This window comes from Streptomyces albireticuli (assembly GCF_021228125.1).
Taxonomy (GTDB): Bacteria; Actinomycetota; Actinomycetes; order Streptomycetales; family Streptomycetaceae; genus Streptomyces; species Streptomyces albireticuli.
In genome coordinates, this window is sequence record NZ_JAJQQS010000027.1 from 1 (window position 1) to 25,184 (window position 25,184).

Annotated in this window: 17 protein-coding genes and 1 rRNA gene; 13 read left to right on the forward strand and 5 right to left on the reverse strand. The window is 72.1% G+C overall.

Features of this window, described 5'->3' with window-relative positions; genetic code table 11:
- A 5S ribosomal RNA gene (gene rrf / locus LUZ64_RS38120) occupies positions 1 to 67 on the forward strand; the annotation flags it as partial.
- A 151-nt stretch (positions 68 to 218) separates the two neighbouring features.
- Here the strand turns inward: rrf and LUZ64_RS33810 are convergent.
- Entirely contained in the window at positions 219 to 1,448 is a 1,230-nt protein-coding gene (locus LUZ64_RS33810) for a DUF7847 domain-containing protein (protein WP_095579699.1), read from the reverse strand.
- Positions 1,449 to 1,641: 193 nt separating this feature from the next.
- Here LUZ64_RS33810 and mtnA point away from each other — a divergent pair, with 193 nt between their 5' ends.
- From mtnA to LUZ64_RS33845, 7 genes are all read left to right on the forward strand, one after another.
- Positions 1,642 to 2,793, forward strand: a complete 1,152-nt coding sequence (mtnA, locus tag LUZ64_RS33815) for an S-methyl-5-thioribose-1-phosphate isomerase (RefSeq protein ID WP_095579700.1) — start codon at positions 1,642 to 1,644, stop codon at positions 2,791 to 2,793.
- Positions 2,794 to 2,934: 141 nt separating this feature from the next.
- A complete protein-coding gene (mtrA, locus tag LUZ64_RS33820) occupies positions 2,935 to 3,612 on the forward strand; it encodes a two-component system response regulator MtrA (RefSeq protein ID WP_087927880.1) in 678 nt (225 codons plus the stop codon).
- A gap of 1 nt (position 3,613) precedes the next feature.
- Positions 3,614 to 5,695: an MtrAB system histidine kinase MtrB gene (gene mtrB / locus LUZ64_RS33825; protein ID WP_095579701.1), complete on the forward strand. Its 2,082-nt coding sequence runs from the start codon at positions 3,614 to 3,616 to the stop codon at positions 5,693 to 5,695.
- Complete coding sequence (locus tag LUZ64_RS33830; RefSeq protein WP_232390589.1) at positions 5,685 to 7,502, forward strand: LpqB family beta-propeller domain-containing protein; 1,818 nt, start codon at positions 5,685 to 5,687, stop codon at positions 7,500 to 7,502. The genes mtrB and LUZ64_RS33830 overlap by 11 nt, the downstream gene beginning before the upstream one ends.
- A 226-nt stretch (positions 7,503 to 7,728) precedes the next feature.
- Positions 7,729 to 8,562, forward strand: coding sequence for a ComF family protein (locus LUZ64_RS33835; RefSeq protein WP_232390588.1), 834 nt, complete (start codon positions 7,729 to 7,731; stop codon positions 8,560 to 8,562).
- Between the two features lie 268 nt (positions 8,563 to 8,830).
- Positions 8,831 to 9,520 carry a ribosome hibernation-promoting factor, HPF/YfiA family gene (gene hpf, locus LUZ64_RS33840; protein WP_372472085.1) on the forward strand — a complete coding sequence of 230 codons (690 nt, stop codon included), beginning with the start codon at positions 8,831 to 8,833 and terminating at the stop codon, positions 9,518 to 9,520.
- Positions 9,521 to 9,761: 241 nt separating this feature from the next.
- Positions 9,762 to 10,502, forward strand: a complete 741-nt coding sequence (locus tag LUZ64_RS33845) for a response regulator (protein WP_095579704.1) — start codon at positions 9,762 to 9,764, stop codon at positions 10,500 to 10,502.
- Positions 10,503 to 10,634: 132 nt separating this feature from the next.
- On the opposite strand, the gene LUZ64_RS33850 is transcribed toward LUZ64_RS33845, so the two are convergent.
- Both LUZ64_RS33850 and LUZ64_RS33855 read right to left on the reverse strand, forming a co-directional pair.
- Positions 10,635 to 11,846, reverse strand: coding sequence for a winged helix-turn-helix domain-containing protein (locus LUZ64_RS33850; RefSeq protein WP_095579713.1), 1,212 nt, complete (start codon positions 11,844 to 11,846; stop codon positions 10,635 to 10,637).
- A gap of 21 nt (positions 11,847 to 11,867) precedes the next feature.
- Positions 11,868 to 12,494, reverse strand: a complete 627-nt coding sequence (locus tag LUZ64_RS33855) for a GNAT family N-acetyltransferase (protein WP_095579705.1) — start codon at positions 12,492 to 12,494, stop codon at positions 11,868 to 11,870.
- Positions 12,495 to 12,746: 252 nt separating this feature from the next.
- Between LUZ64_RS33855 and secA the strand changes: the two genes are divergently transcribed.
- A complete protein-coding gene (secA, locus tag LUZ64_RS33860; RefSeq protein WP_095579706.1) occupies positions 12,747 to 15,566 on the forward strand; it encodes a preprotein translocase subunit SecA in 2,820 nt (939 codons plus the stop codon).
- Between the two features lie 82 nt (positions 15,567 to 15,648).
- Here the strand turns inward: secA and LUZ64_RS33865 are convergent, their stop codons facing one another.
- On the reverse strand, positions 15,649 to 16,143 hold the full coding sequence (locus tag LUZ64_RS33865; RefSeq protein ID WP_232390587.1) for an Rv3235 family protein: 495 nt from the start codon (positions 16,141 to 16,143) through the stop codon (positions 15,649 to 15,651).
- Between the two features lie 312 nt (positions 16,144 to 16,455).
- On the opposite strand from LUZ64_RS33865, the gene LUZ64_RS33870 reads away from it, so the two are divergent.
- The 4 genes from LUZ64_RS33870 (at position 16,456) to LUZ64_RS33885 (ending at position 24,449) form a co-directional block, all read left to right on the forward strand.
- Positions 16,456 to 16,959 (forward strand): DUF6912 family protein, encoded by a 504-nt coding sequence (locus tag LUZ64_RS33870; RefSeq protein WP_095579707.1) that lies wholly within the window; start codon positions 16,456 to 16,458, stop codon positions 16,957 to 16,959.
- A gap of 71 nt (positions 16,960 to 17,030) precedes the next feature.
- The gene (locus LUZ64_RS33875; RefSeq protein ID WP_095579708.1) at positions 17,031 to 17,711 is read left to right on the forward strand and encodes an HAD family hydrolase; all 681 of its coding nucleotides are present in this window, start codon (positions 17,031 to 17,033) and stop codon (positions 17,709 to 17,711) included.
- Positions 17,712 to 18,122: 411 nt separating this feature from the next.
- Positions 18,123 to 23,168, forward strand: a complete 5,046-nt coding sequence (locus tag LUZ64_RS33880; RefSeq protein WP_095579709.1) for an NAD-glutamate dehydrogenase — start codon at positions 18,123 to 18,125, stop codon at positions 23,166 to 23,168.
- A 168-nt stretch (positions 23,169 to 23,336) separates the two neighbouring features.
- Complete coding sequence (locus LUZ64_RS33885; RefSeq protein ID WP_095579710.1) at positions 23,337 to 24,449, forward strand: putative hexosyltransferase; 1,113 nt, start codon at positions 23,337 to 23,339, stop codon at positions 24,447 to 24,449.
- Here the strand turns inward: LUZ64_RS33885 and LUZ64_RS33890 are convergent.
- A complete protein-coding gene (locus tag LUZ64_RS33890; RefSeq protein WP_372472086.1) occupies positions 24,377 to 24,886 on the reverse strand; it encodes a GtrA family protein in 510 nt (169 codons plus the stop codon). The genes LUZ64_RS33885 and LUZ64_RS33890 overlap by 73 nt on opposite strands.
- Between the last annotated feature and the right edge of the window lie 298 nt (positions 24,887 to 25,184).

Genomic DNA, 25,184 nt, shown 5'->3' on the forward strand with positions numbered 1-25,184 from the left:
AGCTAAGCCTTTCAGCGCCGATGGTACTGCATGGGGGACCGTGTGGGAGAGTAGGACGCCGCCGAACAATTTTTAGCCTCAGGCCCCGAGTTTTCACTCGGGGCCTGAGGCATTTTTGCGTTCAGAACCCGTCGGGTTGTTCCCCGCCGGATTGTCCGGGGCCGGTTCCCGCTTTCTCCTCCACCGAGGAAGGAAAGCGGGAACCGGCCCCGATTCTTTTATTCGCCGGCCGCCCGTGCGAGTTCCAGGTCCAGCGACTCACGGCGGATGCGCTGGTCCATGTACAGCAGCGCCGTCATGCTCGCGGTAAGGGGGAAGGTGACCGCCGAGCCGATGGTCGCGCCGATTCCCGCGACGACGAGTTCCGTCCAGCCGAGGCGACCGGTCGCCGCCACATCCGCGCCGAGGAACGCCTCGACGACGGACACCGGGATCTGCGCGAGCATCGAGATCGTGAAGGTCAGCACCAGGGCCAGCAGCTGGACGCCGAAGATCCGCCACCACGCGCCGCGCACCAGCTTCGCCGAGCGGCGCATGGACGCGAGCACGCCCTGCTTCTCCAGCATCAGCGCCGGCGCCGCCAGGCAGTAGCGGATCCACAGCCACGTACCCGCCACGGCCGCCGCCAGGCCGCCCAGCGCGGTCAGTGCCACGCCCGACGACTCCAGGTCCGGCGAACCCGAGTTCGCGAGCAGCAGGCCCGGGCCCGTGCCCACCGCGAAGACCGCCGCGATCAGCAACGGCAGCATGACCATCAGGCCGCACATCCGCGCCAGCCGGGGCCGGGCGTTCCGCCACGCCTCGCCCACCGTCGTCGTACGCCCCAGGACCGCCCTGCTGACGATGACCGTCAGCAGGGCCGTGGCGACGATCGAGCCCAGAAGGCTGAGGAACCACGCGGCGGTCGTGCCGCCCAGGTTCTCGCCTATGTTCCTCAGCAACGCCTCGGCGTCCTCCGCGTCCGCGGGGTCCAGCGAGGCCACGTCACGGAACCACAGGCCCGCCACCGCCGTCGCCACGGCCTGGGTGCCGAGCGCGAGCGCCAGGGAGATCCCGAAGACCGGGCGCCAGTTGCGGCGGACGGTGTGCAGCGTGCCCTCGATGAGCTCGCCGACGGCCAGCGGGCGCAGCGGGATCACCCCGGGCTGCGGGGCCGCCGGCGGTGCCGTCCAGGCGCCGCGCGCTCCCCAGCCCCCGCCCTGCCCGGCGCCGTCCGCGCCCTGGCCGCTGTGGGCGCGCTGTCTGGGAGGACGCCGCGGCGGGGGCGGGCCCGCGGCCGGTGTGGACCACCGGCCCCCGGGCGGCTGCTGCCGGGCCCACTGCGAGGAGCGCGCGGCCTCGTCCGTACCGGGGGTCCCGTCCGTCGGAGCGGACTCCTCCGGAACGGTCGGCTCGTGCTCGTCGGAGGGGGAGGTCCCGGGCGAGGTCCGGCCCGGAGTGTCGTTCATGGTCGGTGACTCCTTCTCGCTGGCCCGCTCGCCGGTGCGGCGGCCGGGCGGATCGCCAGCCATCGTGTCACGGTGCGGGACGCCGCCGGAGGGGCCCGTACCGCCCCTCCGGGGAGCCCGCCGACGGGCTCGTAAGGGGGAGGAACCCGGAGGCGACCTTCAATAGTGGGAGCGCGGCGGGCAGACTGGACGGATGGCTGATCAGTACGTGGCAACCACGGAATCCGCCGGACTGCCCGCCGTGCCCTCGCTCCGCTGGGAGGAGCCGCCGGAAGGGCCCGTGCTCGTGCTCCTCGATCAGCGTCGGCTCCCCGCGGAGGAGGTCGAGCTGTGGTGCACGGACGTGCCCGCCCTGGTCGACGCGATCCACACCCTCGCCGTGCGCGGTGCCCCCCTGCTGGGCATCGCCGGGGCGTACGGGGTCGCGCTCGCGGCCGCGCGGGGCTTCCAGGTGGACGACGCCGCCGACCTGCTCGCCCACGCCCGCCCGACGGCCGTCAACCTCGGTCACGGGGTGCGGCGCGCCCAGCGGGCGTACCAGGCGGCGGTCAAGGCGGGCGCGGACGCCGGGCGGGCCGCGGCGGCCACCCTCGCCGAGGCGCGCGCCCTGCACCGCGAGGACGCCGAGGACAGCGCCCGCATGGCCGCCCACGGCCTGGCGCTGCTGGAGGAACTCCTTCCCGGCGGTGGCTACCGGCTGCTGACCCACTGCAACACCGGCGCCCTGGTCTCGGGCGGTGACGGCACGGCGCTGGCGGTGGCCGGCGCGGCGCACGGTGTGGGGCAGCTGAGGCGGCTGTGGGTGGACGAGACGCGTCCGCTGTTGCAGGGCGCCCGGCTGACCGCGTACGAGGCGGCCCGGACCGGCATGGCGTACACGCTGCTCACCGACAACGCGGCGGGCTCGCTCTTCGCGGCCGGCGAGGTCGACGCGGTCCTGATCGGGGCCGACCGGATCGCGGCCGACGGCTCGGTGGCCAACAAGGTGGGCAGCTATCCGCTGGCGGTGCTGGCGCGCTACCACCACGTGCCCTTCATCGTGGTGGCGCCGCGTACGACGGTGGACCTCGGCACGCCCGACGGGGCGGGGATCGAGGTCGAACAGCGGCCCGGGCACGAGGTGACGGAGTTCGCCGTGGTCCCCGCGGCCGGGGCGCAGCCGGGCACGGGGGTGCCGGTCGCGCCCCTGGGCACCCAGGCGTACAACCCTGCGTTCGATGTCACACCACCGGAATTGGTGACGGCGATCGTCACCGAGAGCGGGGTGGTGTCCCCGGTCACGCGGGCGGGTCTCGCGGAGCTCTGTGCCAAGTCCCGGACGGGACTTGGCGGGATATCCGGCTGACTTCCCGGGCGATTTCCGCGGCCGGCGCGAGGTGCCGAAGGTGTTCCGGGTCAACGGGACACACCGATGTATGCCACTCACAACACGTGAGGTGGGTCACCCGGCTCTATGAGCCGGATGCGAAAATGGGATGATGTCGATATGAAGGGACGCGTCCTTGTCGTCGACGACGACACCGCACTGGCCGAGATGCTCGGCATTGTGCTGCGTGGTGAGGGTTTCGAGCCGTCGTTTGTAGCGGACGGCGACAAGGCACTTGCTGCTTTTCGTGAGGCCAAACCAGATCTCGTGCTGCTCGACCTGATGCTGCCCGGCAGGGACGGCATCGAGGTGTGCCGTCTCATCCGGGCGGAGTCGGGCGTGCCGATCGTGATGCTGACCGCCAAGAGCGACACGGTCGATGTGGTCGTCGGGCTGGAGTCCGGTGCGGACGACTACATCATCAAGCCGTTCAAGCCGAAGGAGCTGGTGGCCCGTATCCGCGCCCGGCTGCGCAGATCGGAGGAGCCGGCCCCGGAGCAGCTCACCATCGGTGATCTGGTCATCGACGTGGCCGGGCACTCCGTCAAGCGCGAGGGGCAGTCGATCGCGCTGACCCCGCTGGAGTTCGACCTCCTGGTCGCGCTCGCCCGCAAGCCGTGGCAGGTGTTCACCCGTGAGGTGCTCCTGGAGCAGGTGTGGGGCTACCGTCACGCGGCGGACACCCGTCTGGTCAATGTGCATGTGCAGCGGCTGCGCTCGAAGGTCGAGAAGGACCCCGAGCGGCCCGAGATCGTCGTGACCGTGCGCGGTGTGGGCTACAAGGCCGGGCCGAGCTGACATGTCGGGCAACGGTGCCGCTCCGGAGCGGGGCGTGGGGCGGCCCGTCGACACGGCGGGCGGCATATCTCTCCTGCGGCGGCTGTGGCGCGCCGCCAGGCAGCTGCCCGACGGCGCGGCGTCGGGGCCGGTGCACCCGGTCCTGAGGCTGTACGTGCGGTGGGTGCGGCGTCCGCTGCTGCCCGCGATGCGGCTGTGGCGGCGCAACATCCAGCTGCGGGTGGTCGCCACCACGCTGCTGATGTCGCTCGGTGTGGTGCTCCTGCTCGGTGTCGTGGTCATCGGGCAGGTGCGCAACGGCCTGCTCGAGGCCAAGCGGCACGCTTCGCAGAGCCAGGCCGAGGGTGGTTTCAAGGCGGCGCGGGACGCCGCCGACACGGTGAGCGACGGCCGTGGCGGCCAGGACGGCGCGCAGTCCGGCGGCCGTGACACGGGTGCCTGGCTGACCGGGCTCGTCCAGCAGCTCGCCAGCGGTGGCCAGGGCGTCTACCACGTGGTGGCGCTCAGCTCCGGCGGCGGTGACACCTCCGCCGTGGGCGCGCGCGGTCCGCGCGCTTCCGGCGACCTCGATCCCGAGCACAGCATCCCCGCCGACCTGCGCAAACAGCTCGACCTGAAGACCGGGGCCCTGGAGCGCTCCGCGACGATCAAGCACAGCGCCGCCGACGAGGGCGAGCCCGCCCTGGTCGTCGGCAAGCGGATGTACGGGCCCGACGGCAAGGCCTATCAGCTCTACTACCTCTTCCCGTACACCCAGGAGGAGAAGTCCCTCAAGCTGGTCAAGGGCACGCTGCTGACCGCCGGGGTGTTCGTGGTGGTCCTGCTGGGCGCCATCGCCTGGCTCGTGGTGCGGCAGATCGTCACGCCCGTGCGGATGGCCGCCAGCATCTCCGAGCGGCTCGCGGCGGGCGTGCTCCAGGAACGGATGAAGGTCACCGGCGAGGACGACATCGCCCGTCTGGGTGAAGCCTTCAACAAGATGGCACAGAACCTCCAGGTCAAGATCCAGCAGCTGGAGCAGCTGTCGCGGATGCAGCGCCGCTTCGTCTCGGACGTCTCGCACGAGCTGCGCACCCCGCTGACGACCGTAAGGATGGCCGCGGAGGTCATCCACGAGGCGCGGGAGGACTTCGACCCCGTGACCGCGCGCTCCGCCGAGCTGCTCTACGGGCAGGTGGACCGCTTCGAGTCGCTGCTGGCCGATCTGCTGGAGATCAGCCGGTTCGACGCGGGCGCGGCGGCGCTGGAGGCCGAGCCGGTGGACCTGCGGGACGTGGTGCACCGGGTCGTGGACGGCGCGCTCCCGCTGGCCGAGCGCAAGGGCACCAAGCTGCTCGTGCGCGGCGGCGAGCAGCCCGTCGTGGCGGAGGCGGACTCCCGCCGTGTGGAGCGGGTGCTGCGCAATCTCGTGGTCAACGCCGTGGAGCACGGCGAGGGCCGGGACGTGGTCGTACGGCTGGCGACCGCCGGCGGTGCGGTCGCGGTCGCGGTGCGTGACTACGGGGTCGGGCTGAAGCCCGGCGAGGCGACGCGCGTGTTCAACCGCTTCTGGCGGGCCGACCCGGCGCGTGCCCGGACCACCGGGGGCACCGGCCTCGGCCTGTCGATCGCGGTCGAGGACGCCCGGCTGCACGGCGGCTGGCTGCAGGCGTGGGGCGAGCCGGGCGGCGGTTCGCAGTTCCGCCTGACGCTGCCGCGTACGGCCGGTGACACGCTGCGCGGCTCGCCGATCCCGCTGGAGCCGGACGACTCGCGGCGCAACCGCGGGATGAACGAGGCCGGTGTGCCGCTCGCCGTGTCGGGCCGGGGCGGTGGCGCGCCGGTGCCGGCCGCGCCGACGGGCCCCTCGCCCGTACCCGCGCAGACCCGGCCCACGCCGACCGTGGACCCCACGGCGCTGCCGGGCAGCGGGGCGCGGGTCGTGCCGCGCCCGGGCGGCGCGCCTTTCGACAGGGCGGACCGGCCGCAGCCGGAGCGGTCCGAACGGCCGGAGAAGGCCTCCGGAGCCGCCGGGAGCGATGCCCGGGACGAGGAACGGGCCGATGCCCGGGCCGGACGTGAGGGGCAGGCACGTGGGCGCTGAACGCGGACCGCGCCGGGGCGCGGCGGGGCTCGGCGCGCTCGCGCTCAGCGGTGTGCTGCTGGCCGGGTGCGCCTCGATGCCCGACAGCGGCGAGGTGACCCCGGTCGACTCCTCGCAGCGCGCCGACGCGGACTCGCAGGTGCGGGTCTACGGGGTCGCGCCGCACAAGAACGAGCAGCCGCAGGAGCTGGTGACCGGCTTCCTGGAGGCGACGACCAGCGACGACCCGGACTACGAGACGGCCCGGATGTACCTGGCCAAGCGGTCGAAGCGGAAGTGGAACCCGGCGCAGGGGACCGTCGTGCTCGCCGACGCGCCGCAGGTGCACGTGGAGCGCAGCGGTGACCGGGAGGAGGACTACACGGTCACGCTTGTCGGCAAGCAGGTCGCCACGATCGACGCGCGGCACGCCTACAAGCCGGAGGAAGGCGCGTACCAGAAGCGGATTCACCTGGTCCGGGAGGACGGCGAGTGGCGGATCGACGCGCTGCCGCCCGGGCTGGTGCTGGGGGCCGCCGACTTCCAGCGCATTTACCGGTCGGTCAACAAGTACTACTTCGCGGAGCTGGGCGCGGCCGGCAAGGGGAAGAGCCGGGACACGCTCGTCGCCGACCCCGTCTATCTGCGCAAGCGCATAGACCCGGTGACGTCCACGGTGAAGGCGCTGCTGGACGGCCCGACGAGCTGGCTCGACCCGGTGGCCACGACGGCCTTCCCCACGGGGACGCGCGTGGTCGACCAGCGGCTGTCCCTCGACGACTCCAACGCCCTGAAGGTCCGCATCGACGGCTGGGCGGCGGGGACCAACGAGGAGCAGTGCCGGCGGATGGCCGCCCAGCTCCTGTACACCGTTCAGGACCAGTCGGCCAAGGTCAGCCAGGTCACGCTGCTGCGCGGGAACGGCTCGCAGCTGTGCGTGCTGGGCCGTGACCAGGCGCGCTCGTACGCGCCCGTGCAGAGCGCGAGCCGCCCCGACCAGCAGTATTTCGTCGACGCGCAGCACCGGATGGTGAGTCTGGTCGACGGCGACGAGGAGCCGCGCCGGGTGCCCGGGCCGTTCGGCGCCGACAACGGCGCGCAGCTGAGGTCCGTGGCCGTGGACCGCAAGCAGCAGCGCGCGGCGGGCGTGACGGGCAACGGCCAGGCGCTGTACGTCACCGGGCTGGAGCCCGGCGCACAGCTGGGCGAGGCCCGGGTGACCGCCCGGGGCGGCGCCAAGGCGGGACTGACCACGCCGAGTTGGGACGGCGTCGGTGATCTCTGGGTCGCGGACCAGGACCCCGAGCGGCCGCGGCTGCTGAGACTGCCGGGCGGTACGGGCGCGGCGGAGGAGGTCCAGGTGCCCCGGCTCGACGGCGGGCGGATCACCGGGCTGCGGGTGGCCGCGGACGGTGTGCGGATCGCGCTGCTGGTGACCAAGGACGACCGTACGACGCTGAAGCTGGGCCGGGTCGAGCGGCGCGGCGGGGCCGGCCGGACGAGCCTCTCGGTGCAGGAACTGCGCTCCGTCGCGCCCCGGTTGGAACAGGTGGACGCGGTCTCCTGGGCCGGTGGCAGCCGGCTGCTGGTGGCGGGCCGGGAGCAGGGCGGGCTCCAGCAGCTCCAGTACGTCGAGACCGACGGCTCGCTGTCCAACGCGTCCGGGCTGCCGGGCATCACCGGGGTGCGGGGCGTCGCCGCGTCGGAGACGGCGTCCAAGGCGTCGGCGCTGGTCGCGGAGGGGGACGGCGGGATCGTGCGGCTGATGCCGGACACGAACTGGAAGCTGGTCGCCAAGGAGGGGTCCGCGCCGGTCTATCCGGGGTGACGGCTTCTCCGCGGGCGGGCGTGCCGGGGCCTCGGAATGCCCCTTCGCGCGCTTGAGTGACGGCGTGGCGGACTTTCCTCTGCTCGCCCCCGCCCCTTCCCGAATGCCCTCGGACGCGGGAAGGGACGGAATGCGACCCGCCTGATGCCTGTGTGGCCAGTGGTGCTCGTGCGGGGAGTTTTCCACAGGGGTGGCGGGGTGCGGCGCCCGGCGCGACAGTAGGTCTATGCGCGGGTGGTGGCAGGAGATCACCGGACTGGTGCTGCCGGTCGACTGCGCGGGGTGCGGCCGGTGGCGGTCCCCGCTGTGCGAGGTGTGCCGCGAGGCCCTCGAAGGGCACGCGGCGCGGCCCGTGCGGCCGGATCCGGTGCCCGCCGGGCTGCCACCCGTGCACGCGGCGGCGGTGTACGGCGGCAGGGTGCGAGCGGTGCTGCTCGCGCACAAGGAAAGGGGCGCGCTGGGGCTGGCCAGGCCGCTGGGGTCCGCACTAGCGGGGGCGGTGCGGTCGGTGACCCGGGCCGTTCGCGCGGAATCGGCGGCGCCGGGCGGCGCGCCCGCGGATCCCGTGCCCGGCGCCCGGCTGTACGGGCCGCTGCTGCTCGTGCCCGTGCCCTCGGCCCGGCGGGCCGTCGCGGCGCGGGGGCACGACCCGGCGCGGCGGATCGCGCTGGCCGCCGCGCGGGCACTGCGGCGTTCGGGTACGGACGCCCGGGTCGCGCCGCTGCTGCGGCAGCGCAGGGCCGTCGCGGATCAGTCGGGGCTCGACGCCCGGCAGCGCCTGGCCAATGTGGCCGGTGCCCTGGAGGTGGTCCCGGGCGGGGAGCGGTGGTTGAGGGCGCAAGGACCCGTGGTGCCGGTGGACGACCTGATGACGACCGGAGCCTCGCTGGCGGAGGCATCCCGCGCGCTCTTCAGGGCAGGCGCGAGGATGCCGGGCGCGGCCGTCGTGGCCGCTCCCGCGCGCGCCTTCGGGGAGGAGCCCCCGGGCACGAAGCGGAACGGCGTGGAACGGAGAGGGAACGGCGCTCGTTACACAGGTAAAGCGCGGGAAAACACCTGAATGGAGGTACGTCCCGGTAGGGGCTACCGACAGGAGTCCGGGCGAGATATGTTCGGTTGTGAGGAATGGCAAGGGCTATGCCTCATATCTCCGAATGGCGCGTTTCGTGCGCTTTCGCGGAAGCTTGAAGTCGATGGGATGTAGATCTTGTCGATGGGGGAGGAGGAGGTGAAACCGCCAAGTCGGTGGCTCCGGGTATCCCCGGAGCTTGATGCAAGAGGGATGCGCTCCGCACCTTCGGCGGGGCGATCCGGGAACGGAGTTCTGCGTGGACATCGTCGTCAAAGGCCGCAAGACCGAGGTGCCCGAGCGCTTTCGCAAGCACGTGGCCGAGAAGCTGAAGCTGGACAAGATCCAGAAGCTCGACGGCAAGGTGATCAGCCTCGACGTCGAGGTGTCCAAGGAGCCCAACCCCAGGCAGGCCGACCGCTCCGACCGAGTCGAGATCACCGTGCGGTCCCGAGGACCCGTGATCCGGGCGGAAGCCGCGGCCGCCGATCCGTACGCCGCGCTGGACCTCGCGCACAGCAAGCTGGAAGCGCGGCTGCGCAAGCAGAACGACAAGCGTCACGCCCGCAGGGGCAACGGACGCATTCCCGCGAGTGACGTCGCGTCGACCGTGATCGGTGCCGCGGAGCTCACCGACACCGGTGAACTCGCCGCGGAGCAGGCGGTGGACGGCGTCCCGGTGACCCACATGGGGCCGCTGGAGGTACGGGGCGAAGGCCCCCTGGTGGTCCGCGAGAAGACCCACACCGCCGCCCCGATCACCCTCGACCAGGCGCTCTACGAGATGGAGTTGGTCGGTCACGACTTCTATCTGTTCGTCGACTCCGAGACCAAGATGCCCAGCGTCGTCTACCGCCGCCACGCCTACGACTACGGCGTCATCCGGCTGAACGCCGACCCGCTCTTCGAAGCGGAACCCGGCGGTGCCGGCGGAGCGCTCGGCGGCTGACCCGGCGGGGCCCGTCGGCCTCCGCGGCGCGGGCCCGCCCCTCCGTGAACGGTGCCCTCGGAGCGCCCCGGCGCTCCCGGGGGCACCCTCGTGCGACGTGGTAGCACCGCTCGGGCGCCCGCCGTGAAATCATGGCCGTGCGGCCAACCACCGGTCCGCCGAAACCGGTTGGGGCGGACGTAACACTGTGCAACCACCGCGAGGGGCTCCAGGCTTTCAGGGGTCTCCAGGGGGAGGAACGATGGCGGACAGGTTCGGGCCCGTGCTCGTGCCCGGCGAGGACGACGAGGGCGCCTGTGAGGACAGGGGCGGCGCACGTGAGGAGCCCATCCGGGTCCTGGTCGTGGACGACCACGCGCTCTTCCGCCGGGGACTGGAGATCGTCCTCGCCCAGGAGGAGGACATCCAGGTCGTGGGCGAGGCCGGGGACGGCGCGGAGGCCGTGGACAAGGCCGCCGACCTGCTGCCCGACATCGTCCTGATGGACGTCAGGATGCCCCGGCGCGGCGGCATCGAGGCATGTACCTCCATCAAGGAGGTGGCCCCCAGCGCGAAGATCATCATGCTGACGATCAGCGACGAGGAGGCCGACCTCTACGACGCCATCAAGGCCGGGGCGACGGGCTACCTCCTCAAGGAGATCTCCACCGACGAGGTCGCGACCGCGATCCGGGCGGTGGCCGACGGCCAGTCGCAGATCAGCCCCTCGATGGCGTCCAAGCTGCTGACCGAGTTCAAGTCGATGATCCAGCGCACCGACGAGCGCCGGCTCGTTCCGGCGCCCCGGCTCACCGACCGTGAGCTGGAGGTCCTCAAGCTCGTCGCCACCGGTATGAACAACCGCGACATCGCCAAGGAGTTGTTCATCTCCGAGAACACCGTCAAGAACCACGTCCGCAACATCCTGGAGAAGCTCCAGCTGCACTCCAGGATGGAAGCGGTGGTCTACGCGATGCGGGAGAAGATCCTGGAGATCCGCTGACGGCCCCGGATCCCCCGGCGGCCGACCGCTGACGGCCGGGGCCCCGGCGCCCTGACCGCTTCCGGCACCGGATCCCCGGCGCCCGGCCCGCGGACGGCCGCCGGGCATCCGCCCGGGGGATCCGCCGGGCCGTCAGTCCAGCGCGGCTACCAGCGCGGCGGCCAGCCGCGCGTCGTCGCAGCGCTCGATCCGGACGGAGTCGCAGCCCACCCACTCGGCCGCCTCCCGCAGCGCCCGGGCCATCGGCTCCACGGCCTTGGCGCCGTCCAGCGAGACCTGCCGGGCCACGAGCGTCCGCCCCTCACGGCCCGGGTCCACCCGGCCGGCCAGCCGCCCGCCCGTGAGCAGCGGCATCGCGAAATAGCCGTGCACCCGCTTCGCCTTCGGCGTGTACGCCTCCAGGCGGTGGGTGAAGCCGAAGATCCGCTCCGTGCGCGGCCGGTCCCAGATCAGGGAGTCGAACGGCGACAGCAGTGCCGTGCGGTGCCGGCCCCGGACCGGGGCGGCCAGCGCCGCCGGGTCCGCCCAGGCCGGCCGGGACCAGCCCTCGACCTCCACCGGCACCAGGCCGGTGCCCTCGAGCACCGCGTCGACCTGCTCGGCCTTGAGCCGGTGGTAGTCCGCGAGGTCCGCCCGGGTGGCGACGCCCATCGCCGCGCCCGCCTGCGCGACCAGCCGTCGCACGCACTCCGTGTCGTCGAGGTCGTCGTGGAAGAGGGCGTCCGGCACGGCGCGCTCCGCCAGGTCGTACACCCGCTTCCAGCCGCGCCGCTCGGTGCAGACGACCTCGCCGGTGTCGAGCAGCCACTCGACCGCGATCTTCGTCTCGGACCAGTCGTACCACTCGCCGCCGTTCTTGGCGCCGCCCAACTCGGTGGCCGTCAGCGGGCCCTCCGCCTTCAGCCGGTCGCGGACGGCCGCGCAGGAGCGCTCGGCGTCCTCCATCACGTGCCAGCGGTGACCCCGGGCCTGGAAGGCCCGCCGCCGGAAGGCGAAGTGCGGCCACTCCTCGATCGGCAGGACGCACGCGGCGTGCGACCAGTACTCGAAGCCGTGGGGGTGGGTGGTGGGCGCGCCGGCCGGGCGCGGCGTCCAGTACGCGGCCTCGACCTCGGCTCGGCCGACCGCGCCCAGCCGGGCGTACGGCACCAGCTCGTGCGAGCGGGCGAGCACCGAGATGGTGTCCAGCTGGACCGCGCCCAGCCGCCGCAGCACCCCGCGCGCCCCGCCCCGCCGGTCCGGGGCGCCGAGCAGGCCCTGGGCCCGCAGCGCCAGACGCCGCGCCTCGTCCGCGGAGAGCCGGACCTCGGGCGCACGGCCCTTCGCCTGAGCGGAAGTTGTCATACGGGAGACCATGCGATCACCTTAGGGGTGGCCACTGACAGCGCCTCCCGCGGACCGGCCGCGGCCGGAGAACGGCAGGTAGGGGGTCTCCTGCGGCATCCCGAGGTCCGAGGGGAGCAGCGCGCCGGACCAGGCGTCGCGGCGGGTCCCCTCGTGGACGATCATCGCGCGCAGGGTGCCCTCCATCGTGAACCCCAGCTTCCGGGCGACGGCGCGGGAGCCCTCGTTCCCCGCCTCCGCGACCCACAGCAGCCGCTCCACGCCCACGTGGCCGAAGGCCCAGCGGACCACCGCCCCGCCCGCCTCCGCGGTGTAGCCGCGGCCGCGGGCCTCCTTCGCCGTCCAGAAGCCGAGCTCGGCCTGCCGCTCGGGCGGGCGCAGCAGCGCGAGGCGCACCAGGGCGATCGACCCGACGAGGCGGCCGTCGTCCCGGGTGAAGACGCCGAAGGCGTACGAGGAGTCGTCGCGCCAGCCGTTGGGGCAGACCTCCTCGATGTACTCCCGGGCGTCCTCGGGGGTGTAGGGGGAGGGCACCTCGGTCCAGCGCGGGATCTCGGGGTCCTGGCAGGCCGCGTGCACCGCCTCCGCGTCCGCCGGCGCGAACGGGCGCAGCAGCAGACGCCCGGTGGTGAGGGTTATCGGCTCCATGAACGGAGTCTAGGGAGGGCTTTGCCGGGTAGCTTCCGAATTTCCCCCGCCCGGCACCTTGCGGCGGCGTCGTTCGTTCCCCTTGCGGGTGACAGCGGGACCAGGCTCTGACGGACCTCCCGGCGCGGCGGGGTCCTCGCTTACGATGGCCGTTGCGGCGGGGACTGTCCCGTCGTGCCCGCGCACCCTTCCCCTGCCTCGCGGCCGGGGGTGAGCCCAGTGCCAGGCCCGACCGGCAAGGAGTCAGCCTACGTGTCCGTCTTCGGCAAGATCATGCGTGCAGGAGAAGGCAAGATCCTGCGCAAGCTGCACCGCATCGCGGACCAGGTCAATTCCATCGAGGAAGACTTCCTCACCCTCTCCGACGCCGAGCTGCGGGCCCTGACCGACGAGTACAAGCAGCGCTACGCCGACGGCGAGAGCCTGGACGACCTGCTGCCCGAGGCGTTCGCGACCGTCCGCGAGGCGGCCAAGCGCGTCCTCGGCCAGCGCCACTACGACGTCCAGCTGATGGGCGGCGCCGCCCTGCACCTCGGTTACGTCGCGGAGATGAAGACCGGTGAGGGCAAGACCCTCGTCGGTACCCTCCCCGCGTATCTGAACGCCCTCTCGGGCAAGGGCGTGCACCTGATCACGGTCAACGACTACCTGGCGGAGCGCGACTCCGAGCTGATGGGCCGGGTGCACAAGTTCCTCGGCCTGTCGGTCGGCTGCATCCTCGCCAACATGACGCCGGCGCAGCGCCGCGAGATGTACAACCGCGACATCACGTACGGCACCAACAACGAATTCGGCTTTGACTACCTCCGCGACAACATGGCGTGGTCGCAGGACGAGCTCGTGCAGCGCGGCCACAACTTCGCGGTGGTCGACGAGGTCGACTCCATCCTGGTCGACGAGGCCCGTACGCCGCTGATCATTTCCGGCCCGGCCGACCAGGCCACCAAGTGGTACGGCGACTTCGCCAAGCTGGTCACCCGCCTCACCAAGGGCGAGCCCGCGAACCCGCAGAAGGGCGTCGAGGAGACCGGCGACTACGAGGTCGACGAGAAGAAGCGCACCGTCGCCATCCACGAGGCCGGTGTCGGCAAGGTCGAGGACTGGCTGGGCATCGACAACCTCTACGAGTCGGTCAACACCCCTCTCGTCGGCTACCTGAACAACGCCATCAAGGCGAAGGAGCTGTTCAAGAAGGACAAGGACTACGTCGTCATGGACGGCGAAGTCATGATCGTCGACGAGCACACCGGCCGTATCCTCGCCGGCCGCCGCTACAACGAGGGCATGCACCAGGCGATCGAGGCGAAGGAAGGGGTGGACATCAAGGACGAGAACCAGACCCTCGCCACGATCACCCTCCAGAACTTCTTCCGCCTCTACGGCAAGCTCTCCGGTATGACCGGTACGGCGATGACCGAGGCCGCCGAGTTCCACCAGATCTACAAGCTCGGCGTGGTCCCCATCCCGACCAACCGCGCGATGGTCCGTAAGGACCAGTCCGACCTCATCTACCGCACCGAGGTCGCCAAGTTCGACGCGGTCGTCGACGACATCGCGGAGAAGCACGAGAAGGGCCAGCCGATCCTCGTCGGCACCACCTCGGTCGAGAAGTCCGAGTACCTCTCGCAGCAGCTCGCCAAGCGCGGCATCCAGCACGAGGTCCTCAACGCCAAGCAGCACGACCGGGAGGCGTCGATCGTCGCCCAGGCCGGCCGTAAGGGCGCCGTCACCGTCGCCACCAACATGGCCGGCCGCGGTACGGACATCAAGCTCGGCGGCAACCCCGACGACCTGGCCGAGGCGGAGCTGCGCCAGATGGGCCTGGACCCGGTGGAGCACGTCGAGGAGTGGGCGGCCGCGCTGCCCGCCGCCCTGGAGCGTGCCGAGGCCGCGGTCAAGGCGGAGTTCGAGGAGGTCAAGTCGCTCGGCGGCCTCTACGTCCTCGGCACCGAGCGCCACGAGTCCCGCCGCATCGACAACCAGCTGCGCGGCCGCTCCGGCCGTCAGGGCGACCCGGGCGAGTCCCGCTTCTACCTCTCGCTGGGCGACGACCTGATGCGCCTGTTCAAGGCCCAGATGGTCGAGCGCGTCATGGCCATGGCCAATGTGCCCGACGACGTGCCGATCGAGAACAAGATGGTCACCCGCGCCATCGCCTCCGCCCAGTCCCAGGTCGAGCAGCAGAACTTCGAGACGCGTAAGAACGTCCTGAAGTACGACGAGGTGCTCAACCGCCAGCGCGAGGTCATCTACGGCGAGCGTCGCCGCGTCCTGGAGGGCGAGGACCTGCACGAGCAGGTCAAGCACTTCATGGACGACACCATCGACGACTACATCCGCCAGGAGACCGTCGAGGGCTTCGCCGAGGAGTGGGACCTGGACCGGCTGTGGAGCGCCTTCAAGCAGCTCTACCCGGTGAAGGTCACCATCGAGGAGTTGGAGGAGGCGGCGGGCGACCGCGCGGGCATCACCGCGGAGTTCATCGCCGAGTCCATCAAGGACGACATCTACGAGCAGTACGCGGCCCGCGAGCAGCAGCTGGGCTCCGACATCATGCGCGAGCTGGAGCGCCGCGTCGTGCTGTCGGTCCTGGACCGCAAGTGGCGTGAGCACCTCTACGAGATGGACTACCTCCAGGAGGGCATCGGCCTGCGCGCCATGGCCCAGAAGGACCCCCTGGTGGAGTACCAGCGCGAGGGCTACGACATGTTCACCGCCATGATGGAGGGCATCAAGGAGGAGTCCGTCGGCTATCTGTTCAACCTGGAGGTCCAGGTCGACCAGCAGCTGGAGGAGGTCCCGGTCCAGGACGCCGGCCCGTCGCTGGAGAAGGACGTCCAGGACGCCGTGCCGGCCGGTGCCCGCCCGGAGATCCGCGCCAAGGGCCTGGACGCCCCGCAGCGGCCCGACCGGCTGCACTTCTCGGCCCCCACGGTCGACGGCGAGGGCGGTGTCGTCGAGGGTGACTTCGCCAGCGAGGACGGCCCGACGCGCTCCTCGGCGGACGGTCTGACCCGCGCCGAGCGCCGTAAGGCCCAGAAGAACAGCGGTGGCCGCCGCCGCAAGAAGTAGTCACCTCCGCCGGGGCGGGGGCGGGACACCTCAGGGTGTGCCGCCCCCGCCCCGCGCGTTTCCGGGCGTCCCCCGCCCGGGGTCAGGCGCGGGCGCCCGCCAGCTCGACGGCCGAGCAGCGCCAGCGGAGGTCCCGGCCGCGCTCCAGGCGGAAGGCCAGGGCGTGCAGCCGGTCCCCGGAGGCGATCCGGGCGAACGCCTCGATCACCCCGGGCCGGGGTGAGAACTCGTCGCAGCGCCGCACGACGGGCGTACGGGCCGGTGGCGCGGGCCGCAGCGGGGCCTGTGGCGCGAGCGCGGCCAGCTGGTCGTAGGCGGCGCCGAGGGTGTGGCCGAGCATCCAGTGCACGGGCCGCTGGCCGCTGAGGGTGAGCAGGAGGCGTTCGGCGAACCAGTAGCGGGGCAGCCGCTCGCGCTCGCGGCGGCGGGCGGCGGCGTCCGGGTGGGGGTGCCTGCCGTCCGTACGCCTGCCGTCCGGGCGCCTGTTGTCCGTGCGCCTGCCGTCGGGGCGCCGTGGCGGCGCGGTCCGGCCGCCGCCCGGTGCGGCGGGCCTGGTGGAGCCGGTGGACCTGTGCATGCGGATCGCCCCCGTGATGCCGGGCCCGGGAAATACCGGGCGGTAACTTCCGTCGGTGATCTTCTATCGGCGCCGTCCGGGAGCGGCAAGATCGGAAGGGTGGCGGCGGAGGAAACGCGACCCTTCACCTATCAGGGGGAAGCGGGTCCGGTGCGCGGCCCGCGACCTGCGGCGGAGCGCGGTGCGACGGGTTCGCGGGACGCGCCCGGACCGGGGCTCCCGGCACTTCGAAGGGGGACTCGCGCCCGTATGCTGGCAGCACGGTTCACGTCCTCGGCGCACGCCCCCAGGACCCTCAGGAAAGCGGCTGTCATGCGCGTCTACGTCCCCCTGACCCTCCCCGGTCTCGCCGAGGCGCACAAGTCCGGACAGCTCGGCCCGGCCCCGCTGGACGCCTACGCCGTCACCCCCGCCCTGCGCGAGTGGTATCTGTCCGACGACGTCGAGGAGCTGGAGTACGCGGCCCTCGGCCGCGCCGCCGCGGCCTCCCTGCGGCTCCTCGCCGCCGACCCGGCCGCCGCCCGCCGCCGGGTGGTCGTCGCGATCGACGTCCCCGACGGCGCCGCCGTGGCCGACCCGGACCGCGGCCTGGACCAGGCCGCGATCGGCGAGGTCCGGCTGGCCGCCGCGGTGCCGCTGGCCAAGGCCGCGGCCGTGCACGTCGACTCCGGTGACGCGGAGCCGGACGTCACCGCCGCCGCGGCCGCCCTCGGCGCCGCGGACCAGGGCGACGACGACGCGCAGTTCACCGTGGACGGCGCCGAGGACCACGAGCTGATGTGGTTCGGGATCCAGGAGATCCCGAACCTGGTCTGACGGCACGGCCGTCCGGTGGGCCGGGGCGGCCCGGGGCGGCGCTGTCGGACCCGGTCGGTACGGTCTTGGTCATGGGGAAGCACGTGGCACACATCGTCTGGGACTGGAACGGCACGCTCTTTCACGACATCGACGCGGTGATGGCGGCGACCAACGCCGCCTTCGCCGAGATCGGCCTGGAGCCGATCACCCTGGAGCGGTACCGCGAGCTGTACTGCGTCCCGATCCCGAAGTTCTACGAGCGGCTGCTCGGCCGGCTGCCCACCGAGGCCGAGTGGGACCACATGGACCGGGTCTTCCAGCGCCACTACCTGGACCACCGCCTCGGCTGCGGCCTCGCGGACGGCGCCGAGGAACTGCTGGAGAGCTGGCAGACCTCCGGCGGCACCCAGTCGATCATGTCCATGTACGGCCATGACGAGCTCGTACCGCTGGTGCGCGGCTTCGGCATCGAGCCCCTCTTCACCCGCGTCGACGGCCGCACCGGCCCCTCGGGCGGTAGCAAGGCCGCGCACATGGTCCGCCACCTCGCCGGGCTCGACGGCATACCCGCCGACCGCACCGTCGTCATCGGCGACGCCCTCGACGACGCGGTCGCGGCCGCCCATGTGGGCGCCCACGCCGTGCTGTACACCGGCGGATCGCACAGCCGGGCCGGCCTCACGGCCGCCGGGGTGCCCGTCGTGGACAGCCTCGCCGAGGCCGTCGCGGAAGCGGCGCGGCTCGCCGGCCGGAGACGGTCCACGAGCTGAGCCGGCGGCCGGGCCGAGAGGCCGGAATCGGGAGAAAGCGCAGGTGCGGACGGTTGTGCGGAAGAAAGTACGAGCGGCTCGGCCGCGTCGCTGTCCAGACCGTCAAAGTTCGGGCCCGGGTTTTGTACACAAACAGCTCATGACGGCTCCCCGGGGAAGAGCGATAGCCTTACCAGGTGATCAGCGCGATATCCAGCGGGAGCGACGGCGCTCCTGCCCTGCGCCCGGAGTGCCACCGCCCCCGGGCCGCCGCTGATTCCCCGAGCCCGGCACGTCCGACGAAGTTCGTCGAGAACGGCCCGGCCACCTCTCATTCCGGCATAACGTCGAAGACGACCGGAGACCCCGTGTCGTGGCGTGATGCCTCCACCACCTATGTCACGCAACGGCGCGCGACAGGAGCCAGAGGACATGCAGACCAAGCTGGACGAAGCCAAGGCCGAGCTGCTCGAACGGGCGGCTCGCGTCGCTGAGAACAGCCCTGCCGGGGGGCAACAACCGACCGGGCCGAAGGGCGAGGGAGGCCTCGACCCCGAGACCCTGACCGCGTACCTCCAGCGCTACTACCTGCACACGGCGCCCGAGGACCTCAGCGGCCGGGACCCGGTCGACGTCTTCGGCGCCGCGCTCTCGCACTACCGGCTCGCCGAGAACCGGCCGCAGGGCACCGCGAACGTGCGCGTGCACACCCCGACCGTCGAGGAGAACGGCTGGACGTGCAGCCACTCCGTGGTCGAGGTCGTCACCGACGACATGCCCTTCCTCGTCGACTCCGTCACCAACGAGCTCTCCCGGCAGGGTCGCGGCATCCACGTCGTGATCCACCCGCAGGTCATCGTCCGCCGTGATGTCACCGGCCGCCTGCTGGAGATCATCGGCTCCAACTGCGACGCCCACGGCAACGGCAAGGACGCCGAGCTGCCGCACGACGCCGTCACCGAGTCCTGGATCCACGTCGAGATCGACCGCGAGACCGACCGAGGCGACCTCAAGCAGATCACCGCGGATCTGCTCCGGGTCCTCTCCGACGTCCGCGAGGCCGTCGAGGACTGGTCGAAGATGCGCGACGCCGCACAGCGCATCGCCGACGGCCTGCCCGCCGAGCCGACCCCGTCCGACGTCCCCGCGTCGGAGCTGGAGGAGGCCCGTGAGCTGCTGCGCTGGCTCGCCGCCGACCACTTCACCTTCCTCGGCTACCGCGAGTACGAGCTGACGAAGGTCGCCACCGAGAGCGGCGAGGAGGACGTGCTCAGCGCCGTCCCCGGCACCGGCCTCGGCATCCTGCGCTCCGACCCCACGCACCACGACGAGGGGCACCACGCCGGGCCCGGCCGCTCCCACCTCACCCGCCCGGCGTCGCCGTCGTTCAACCGGCTGCCCGCCGACGCCCGCGCCAAGGCCCGTGAGCACAAGCTGCTCGTCCTCACCAAGGCCAACAGCCGTGCCACCGTGCACCGGCCCTCCTACCTCGACTACGTCGGGGTGAAGAAGTTCGACGCCGACGGCAACGTCATCGGCGAGCGCCGCTTCCTCGGCCTGTTCTCCTCCGCCGCGTACACCGAGTCCGTGCGCCGCGTGCCCGTCGTCCGCCGTAAGGTCGCCCAGGTCCTGGCCGACGCCGGCTTCACCCCGGACAGCCACGACGGCCGCGACCTGCTCCAGATCCTGGAGACGTACCCGCGCGACGAGCTCTTCCAGACCCCGGCCGACCAGCTGCGGGCCGTCGCCACCAGCGTGCTCTACCTCCAGGAGCGCCGCCGGCTGCGGCTCTTCCTCCGCCAGGAGACCTACGGGCGCTACTACTCCGCCCTGGTCTACCTCCCGCGCGACCGCTACACCACGGGCGTCCGGCTGCGGCTGATCGACATCCTCAAGGAGGAGCTCGGCGGCACCAGCGTCGACTTCACCGCGTGGAACACCGAGTCGGTCCTCTCCCGGCTGCACTTCGTCGTCCGCGTCGAGCCCGGCGCCACCCTGTCGGACCTCACGGACGCCGACGTCGACCGCATCGAGGCCCGCCTGGTCGAGGCCGCCCGCTCCTGGGCGGACGGCTTCGCCGAGACGCTGACCGCCGAGGTCGGCGAGGAGCGCGCCGCCGAGCTGCTGCGCCGCTACGGCCAGGCCTTCCCCGAGGGCTACAAGGCCGACCACAGCCCCCGCGGCGCCGTCTCCGACCTCGGTCACCTGGAGAAGCTGACCACGGCCGGCGGCGACCGCGACTTCGAGCTGAGCCTCTACGAGCCGGTCGGCGCGGGCCCCGGCGAGCGCCGCTTCAAGATCTACCGCACCGGTGAGCCCGTCTCGCTCTCCGCCGTCCTGCCGGTCCTCCACCGGCTCGGCGTCGAGGTCGTCGACGAGCGCCCGTACGAGCTGCGCTGCTCCGACCGGACGACCGCCTGGATCTACGACTTCGGTCTGCGGATGCCCGAGCGGACCGAGGGCGACGACGCGCGCAGCCGCTTCCAGGAGGCCTTCGCGGCCGTCTGGACCGGCGAGGCGGAGAACGACAACTTCAACATGCTCGTGCTGAAGGCCGGCCTGGACTGGCGTCAGGCCATGGTGCTGCGGGCCTACGCCAAGTACTTGCGGCAGGCGGGCTCGCCGTTCAGCCAGGCGTACATGGAGGACACCCTCGCCACCAACGTCCACACCACGCGCCTGCTGGTCAATCTGTTCGAGGCCCGGATGTCGCCCGCGCTCCAGCGGGCCGGCCGCGAGCTGATCGACGGCCTCCTGGAGGAGCTGGACGGCGCGCTGGACCAGGTCGCGAGCCTGGACGAGGACCGCATCCTGCGGGCCTTCCTCACGGTCATCAAGGCCACGCTGCGCACCAACCACTTCCAGCGCGTCAGCGCCGGAAGCGACCTCGGGGGACAGCGGACCGCCGCCGGCGCGCCGCACCCGTACCTCTCCATCAAGCTCGACCCGCAGGCCATCCCCGACCTGCCGGCGCCGCGCCCCGCGTACGAGATCTGGGTCTACTCCCCGCGCGTCGAGGGTGTGCACCTGCGCTTCGGCAAGGTCGCGCGCGGTGGTCTGCGCTGGTCCGACCGGCGCGAGGACTTCCGTACCGAGGTCCTCGGCCTGGTCAAGGCCCAGATGGTGAAGAACACCGTCATCGTGCCCGTCGGCGCCAAGGGCGGCTTCGTCGGCAAGCGGCTCCCGGACCCGTCCCTGGACCGCGACGCGTGGCTGGCCGAGGGCATCGCCTCGTACAAGACCTTCATCTCCGGCCTCCTCGACATCACCGACAACATGGTCGGCGGCGAGGTCGTGCCGCCGAAGGACGTCGTGCGCCACGACGGGGACGACACCTACCTGGTCGTCGCCGCCGACAAGGGCACCGCCACCTTCTCCGACATCGCCAACGAGGTCGCGGAGTCCTACGGCTTCTGGCTGGGTGACGCCTTCGCCTCCGGCGGCTCGGCCGGCTACGACCACAAGGGCATGGGCATCACCGCCCGCGGTGCCTGGGAGTCGGTCAAGCGCCACTTCCGGGAGCTCGGCCACAACACCCAGACCGAGGACTTCACCGTCGTCGGCGTCGGTGACATGTCCGGTGACGTCTTCGGTAACGGCATGCTGCTCTCCGAGCACATCCGCCTCGTCGCCGCCTTCGACCACCGGCACATCTTCCTCGACCCCACGCCCGACGCGGCCGTCTCCTACGCCGAGCGCCGCCGCCTGTTCGAGCTGCCCCGCTCCTCCTGGGCCGACTACGACACCTCGCTGCTCTCCCAGGGCGGTGGCGTCCACCCGCGCACGGCCAAGTCGATCCCGGTCAACGCCCAGGTGCGGGCCGCCCTCGGCATCGAGGCGGGCATCACCAAGATGACCCCCGCCGAGCTGATGAAGGCGATCCTCAGCTCCCGGGTCGACCTGCTGTGGAACGGCGGCATCGGCACCTACGTGAAGGCGTCCACCGAGTCGCACGCGGACGTGGGCGACAAGGCGAACGACGCGATCCGCGTCGACGGCCAGGACCTCCGGGTCAAGGTCGTCGGCGAGGGCGGCAACCTCGGTCTGACCCAGCTCGGCCGGATCGAGTTCGCGCTGTCCGGCGGCCCGGAGTCCACCGGCGGCCGGATCAACACCGACGCCATCGACAACAGCGCCGGCGTGGACACCTCCGACCACGAGGTGAACATCAAGGTCCTGCTCAACGGCCTGGTCGCGGACGGCGACATGACCGTCAAGCAGCGCAACAAGCTCCTCGCGGAGATGACGGACGAGGTCGGCGAGCTGGTCCTGCGCAACAACTACGCGCAGAACGTGGCTCTGGCCAACGCCGTCGCCCAGGCCCCCAGCCTGCTCCACGCCCACCAGCGGATCATGCGCAGGCTGACCCGCGACGGGCACCTGGACCGGGCCCTGGAGTTCCTGCCCAACGACCGGCAGATCCGCGAGCGGCTCTCGGCAGGCCGCGGTCTGACCCAGCCCGAGCTGGCGGTGCTGCTCGCCTACATCAAGATCACCACCGCCGAGGAGCTGCTGGGCACCGAGCTCCCCGACGACCCGTACCTGGAGCGGCTGCTCTACGCGTACTTCCCGGAGGCGCTGCGCACCTCCTACGGCGAGCAGATCGACACCCACGCGCTGCGCCGGGAGATCGTCACGACCGTCCTGGTCAACGACACCGTCAACAGCGGTGGTTCGACCTTCCTGCACCGGCTGCGCGAGGAGACGGGCGCCTCGCTGGAGGAGATCGTCCGGGCGCAGACCGCGGCGCGGGAGATCTTCGGCCTGGGCCGGGTCTGGGACGCCGTCGAGGCCCTCGACAACACCGTCGCCGCCGATGTGCAGACCCGGATCCGGCTGCACGGCCGCCGGCTGGTCGAGCGCGGTACGCGCTGGCTGCTCAACAACCGCCCGCAGCCGCTCCAGCTGGCCGAGACCATCGAGTTCTTCCGGGACGGCGTGGCCGCGGTCTGGTTCGAGCTGCCCAAGCTGCTCAAGGGCGCCGACAGCGAGTGGTGGCGCGACATCCACGACGAGCTGGTGGCGGCCGGGGTGCCGGACGACCTGGCCGTGCGGGTGGCGGGCTTCTCCTCCGCCTTCCCGGCGCTGGACATCGTCGCGGTCTCGGAGCGCACCGGCAAGGAGCCGCTGGACGTGGCCGAGGTGTACTACGACCTCGGCGACCGGCTGCACATCACCCAGCTGATGGACCGGATCATCGAGCTGCCGCGCGCCGACCGCTGGCAGTCCATGGCCCGCGCCTCCATCCGCGAGGACCTCTACGCGGCCCACGCGGCGCTCACGTCCGACATCCTCTCCGTGGGCAACGGCGCCTCGACGCCGGAGGAGCGGTACCAGGCGTGGGAGGAGAAGAACGCCGCGATCCTGGTCCGCGCGCGCACCACGCTGGACGAGATCCGGGGCTCGGACGCCTTCGACCTGGCCAACCTCTCGGTGGCCATGCGGACGATGCGGACGCTGCTGCGTACGCACAGCTGACGCCTGAGTGAACTGAGGGCGGCCCCGGGGCGAAATCCCCGGGGCCGCCCCTTTTGTCTGCTTGAATCGTGTTAAGAGAGACGGATGAAGGTCGTCTCTCGACCGGAACCCGCTCCGGTGCGCCGACGGGTCGTCCGGTCCAGGTGTCCCGCCCCGACGCGCCGGGAAGTGGCCCTCGCGGCCGTCCTCTACCTCGCGGTCGCCTCCGTCGGCTTCGCGACGCTGCTGCTGGTCGGCCATCACCTCGGGCGTGGGCCGGGGGAGCTGCTGCACCGCTGGGACAGCGGGAACTACCTGCACATCGCGGAGCACGGCTATCCGCGCGGGATCGTCTACCGCGACGACGGCGAACCGGCCTTCAGCAGGCTCGCCTTCTTCCCGCTCGTACCGGCGCTGATCAGGGGCGTGCACCTACTGACCGCGCTCCCCGTGGCGTACGCCGGGGTGGTCGTCTCCTGGTGTGCCGCAGCGGTGGCCGCCTCCGGGGTGTACGCGCTCGTACGCGCCATAGGCGGGCGCCCCGGCGCCGGGTACGCGTGCGTGGCGCTGTGGGCCTGCTCGCCGTACGCGTTCGCGCTGTGGGTGCCGTACTCGGAGGCGGTCTTCAGCGCCGCCCTGGTGTGGGCGATGGTCGCCCTGCTGGACCGGCGCTGGCTGAGCGCCGCCGCGCTGTGCGTGGTGGCGGGTGCCGTGCGGCCCACCGCCTCGGTGCTGATCGGCACGGTCGTCCTGGCCGCCGGCTGGGCGGTGGCGCGGCGCCGGGACGGATGGCGGCCGTGGGCCGCGGCGGCCCTGGCGCCGCTCGGGCTGCTGGGGAGCTGGCTCTTCCTGGGCGCCAAGGCGGGCCGGGTGGACGGCTGGTTCGAGGCCGAGCGGGCCTGGGGGCAGTCGTTCGACTTCGGCCGGGGCACGGCACGCTTCCTGAAGGACGTCCTGCTCTACGACCGGGCCGGCCGGGTCTCCGACGTGCGTGGCGCCGTGGTGCTCGGTCTGGTGGTGCTGACGGCCGTCGCGGTGCTCGCCCTGGCGCTGGACCGGAGCGTGCCGTGGCCGCTGGTGGTGCTGCTCGCGGGGGCGTGGCTGCTGATGGTCGGCACGCCGGGCTCGCCCTTCTCCAAGCCACGCTTCATGCTGCCGTTCCTGCCGGTTCCGCTGCTGTTGGCGGCCCGTCCGCTCGCGCGTGCTCGGCTAGGGGTGCGGGTGTGTCTCTACGGTGGAGGTGCGGTGGTCTCGGGGTGGTACGCGGCGGGGTTGCTCGTGTTGTTCGAGGGGTCGCCGTGATGCGCGGGGTCGCCCTGACCCGGCTGCCGGGCATGCCGTGGCAGCGCTCTGAACACCCAGGCGCGGTAGGACCAGAAGCGGAACAGCGTGGCGGCCCCGATGCCCAGGAACTTGAACAGGTTGTTCTGGAACGGGGTGTCCCAGCCGAACCCGTAGGTGGCGATGTAGAGGACGCCGTTCTCGATCACCAGACCCACGGCGCTGAAGGCGGCGAAGAGGGCGATCTCCCGGCTGCGGTGGCTCTTGTCGCGGTCCCGGTAGGCGAAATGGCGCAGCCCCAGGTAGTTGAAGGCGATGGCGACCAGGGTCGCGATCACGCTGCACCGTACGACCGGCAGCCCGGTGGCCGTACGGCAGATGTTGAAGACCGCGAGGTTGACGAAGATGCCCAGGCCGCCGACCGTGCCGAACTTCGCGAACTCCCTCCCGAGGGCCAGCAGCCGCGCCGGGCCGGAGGCGGGCGGCGGACCGCCGGGCGCCGTCCGCGTCGGCGGGGCCGCCGGTGTCGCGGGGTCCTCCGGCTCCTCGGGGGTACCGGATGTCCTCGGTCGCAGGGGTCGCAAGGGCCTCTCCCGATACGTTCGCCACGCAAAGCAGGCATTTTCCAGCAGAGAATAGATTGTAGTGTAAATTGCCGCGAAAACTGACAAAACGGTACAGCGGTAGTGGTGACGGTACCCGTGGCGGTGCCGTCGGGAAAGCCGGCGGCGGGGCCCGCGGGAGCGCCGGTCCCGG

What these genes read in the sequence shown, in the direction of transcription:
- LUZ64_RS33810 (WP_095579699.1), bottom strand. Translation starts at nt 1,448, where the DNA reads ATGAACGACACTCCGGGCCGGACCTCGCCCGGGACCTCCCCCTCCGAC.
- mtnA (WP_095579700.1), top strand. Translation starts at nt 1,642, where the DNA reads ATGGCTGATCAGTACGTGGCAACCACGGAATCCGCCGGACTGCCCGCC.
- mtrA (WP_087927880.1), top strand. Translation starts at nt 2,935, where the DNA reads ATGAAGGGACGCGTCCTTGTCGTCGACGACGACACCGCACTGGCCGAG.
- mtrB (WP_095579701.1), top strand. Translation starts at nt 3,614, where the DNA reads ATGTCGGGCAACGGTGCCGCTCCGGAGCGGGGCGTGGGGCGGCCCGTC.
- LUZ64_RS33835 (WP_232390588.1), top strand. Translation starts at nt 7,729, where the DNA reads ATGCGCGGGTGGTGGCAGGAGATCACCGGACTGGTGCTGCCGGTCGAC.
- LUZ64_RS33845 (WP_095579704.1), top strand. Translation starts at nt 9,762, where the DNA reads ATGGCGGACAGGTTCGGGCCCGTGCTCGTGCCCGGCGAGGACGACGAG.
- LUZ64_RS33850 (WP_095579713.1), bottom strand. Translation starts at nt 11,846, where the DNA reads ATGACAACTTCCGCTCAGGCGAAGGGCCGTGCGCCCGAGGTCCGGCTC.
- LUZ64_RS33855 (WP_095579705.1), bottom strand. Translation starts at nt 12,494, where the DNA reads ATGGAGCCGATAACCCTCACCACCGGGCGTCTGCTGCTGCGCCCGTTC.
- LUZ64_RS33865 (WP_232390587.1), bottom strand. Translation starts at nt 16,143, where the DNA reads ATGCACAGGTCCACCGGCTCCACCAGGCCCGCCGCACCGGGCGGCGGC.
- LUZ64_RS33870 (WP_095579707.1), top strand. Translation starts at nt 16,456, where the DNA reads ATGCGCGTCTACGTCCCCCTGACCCTCCCCGGTCTCGCCGAGGCGCAC.
- LUZ64_RS33875 (WP_095579708.1), top strand. Translation starts at nt 17,031, where the DNA reads ATGGGGAAGCACGTGGCACACATCGTCTGGGACTGGAACGGCACGCTC.
- LUZ64_RS33880 (WP_095579709.1), top strand. Translation starts at nt 18,123, where the DNA reads ATGCAGACCAAGCTGGACGAAGCCAAGGCCGAGCTGCTCGAACGGGCG.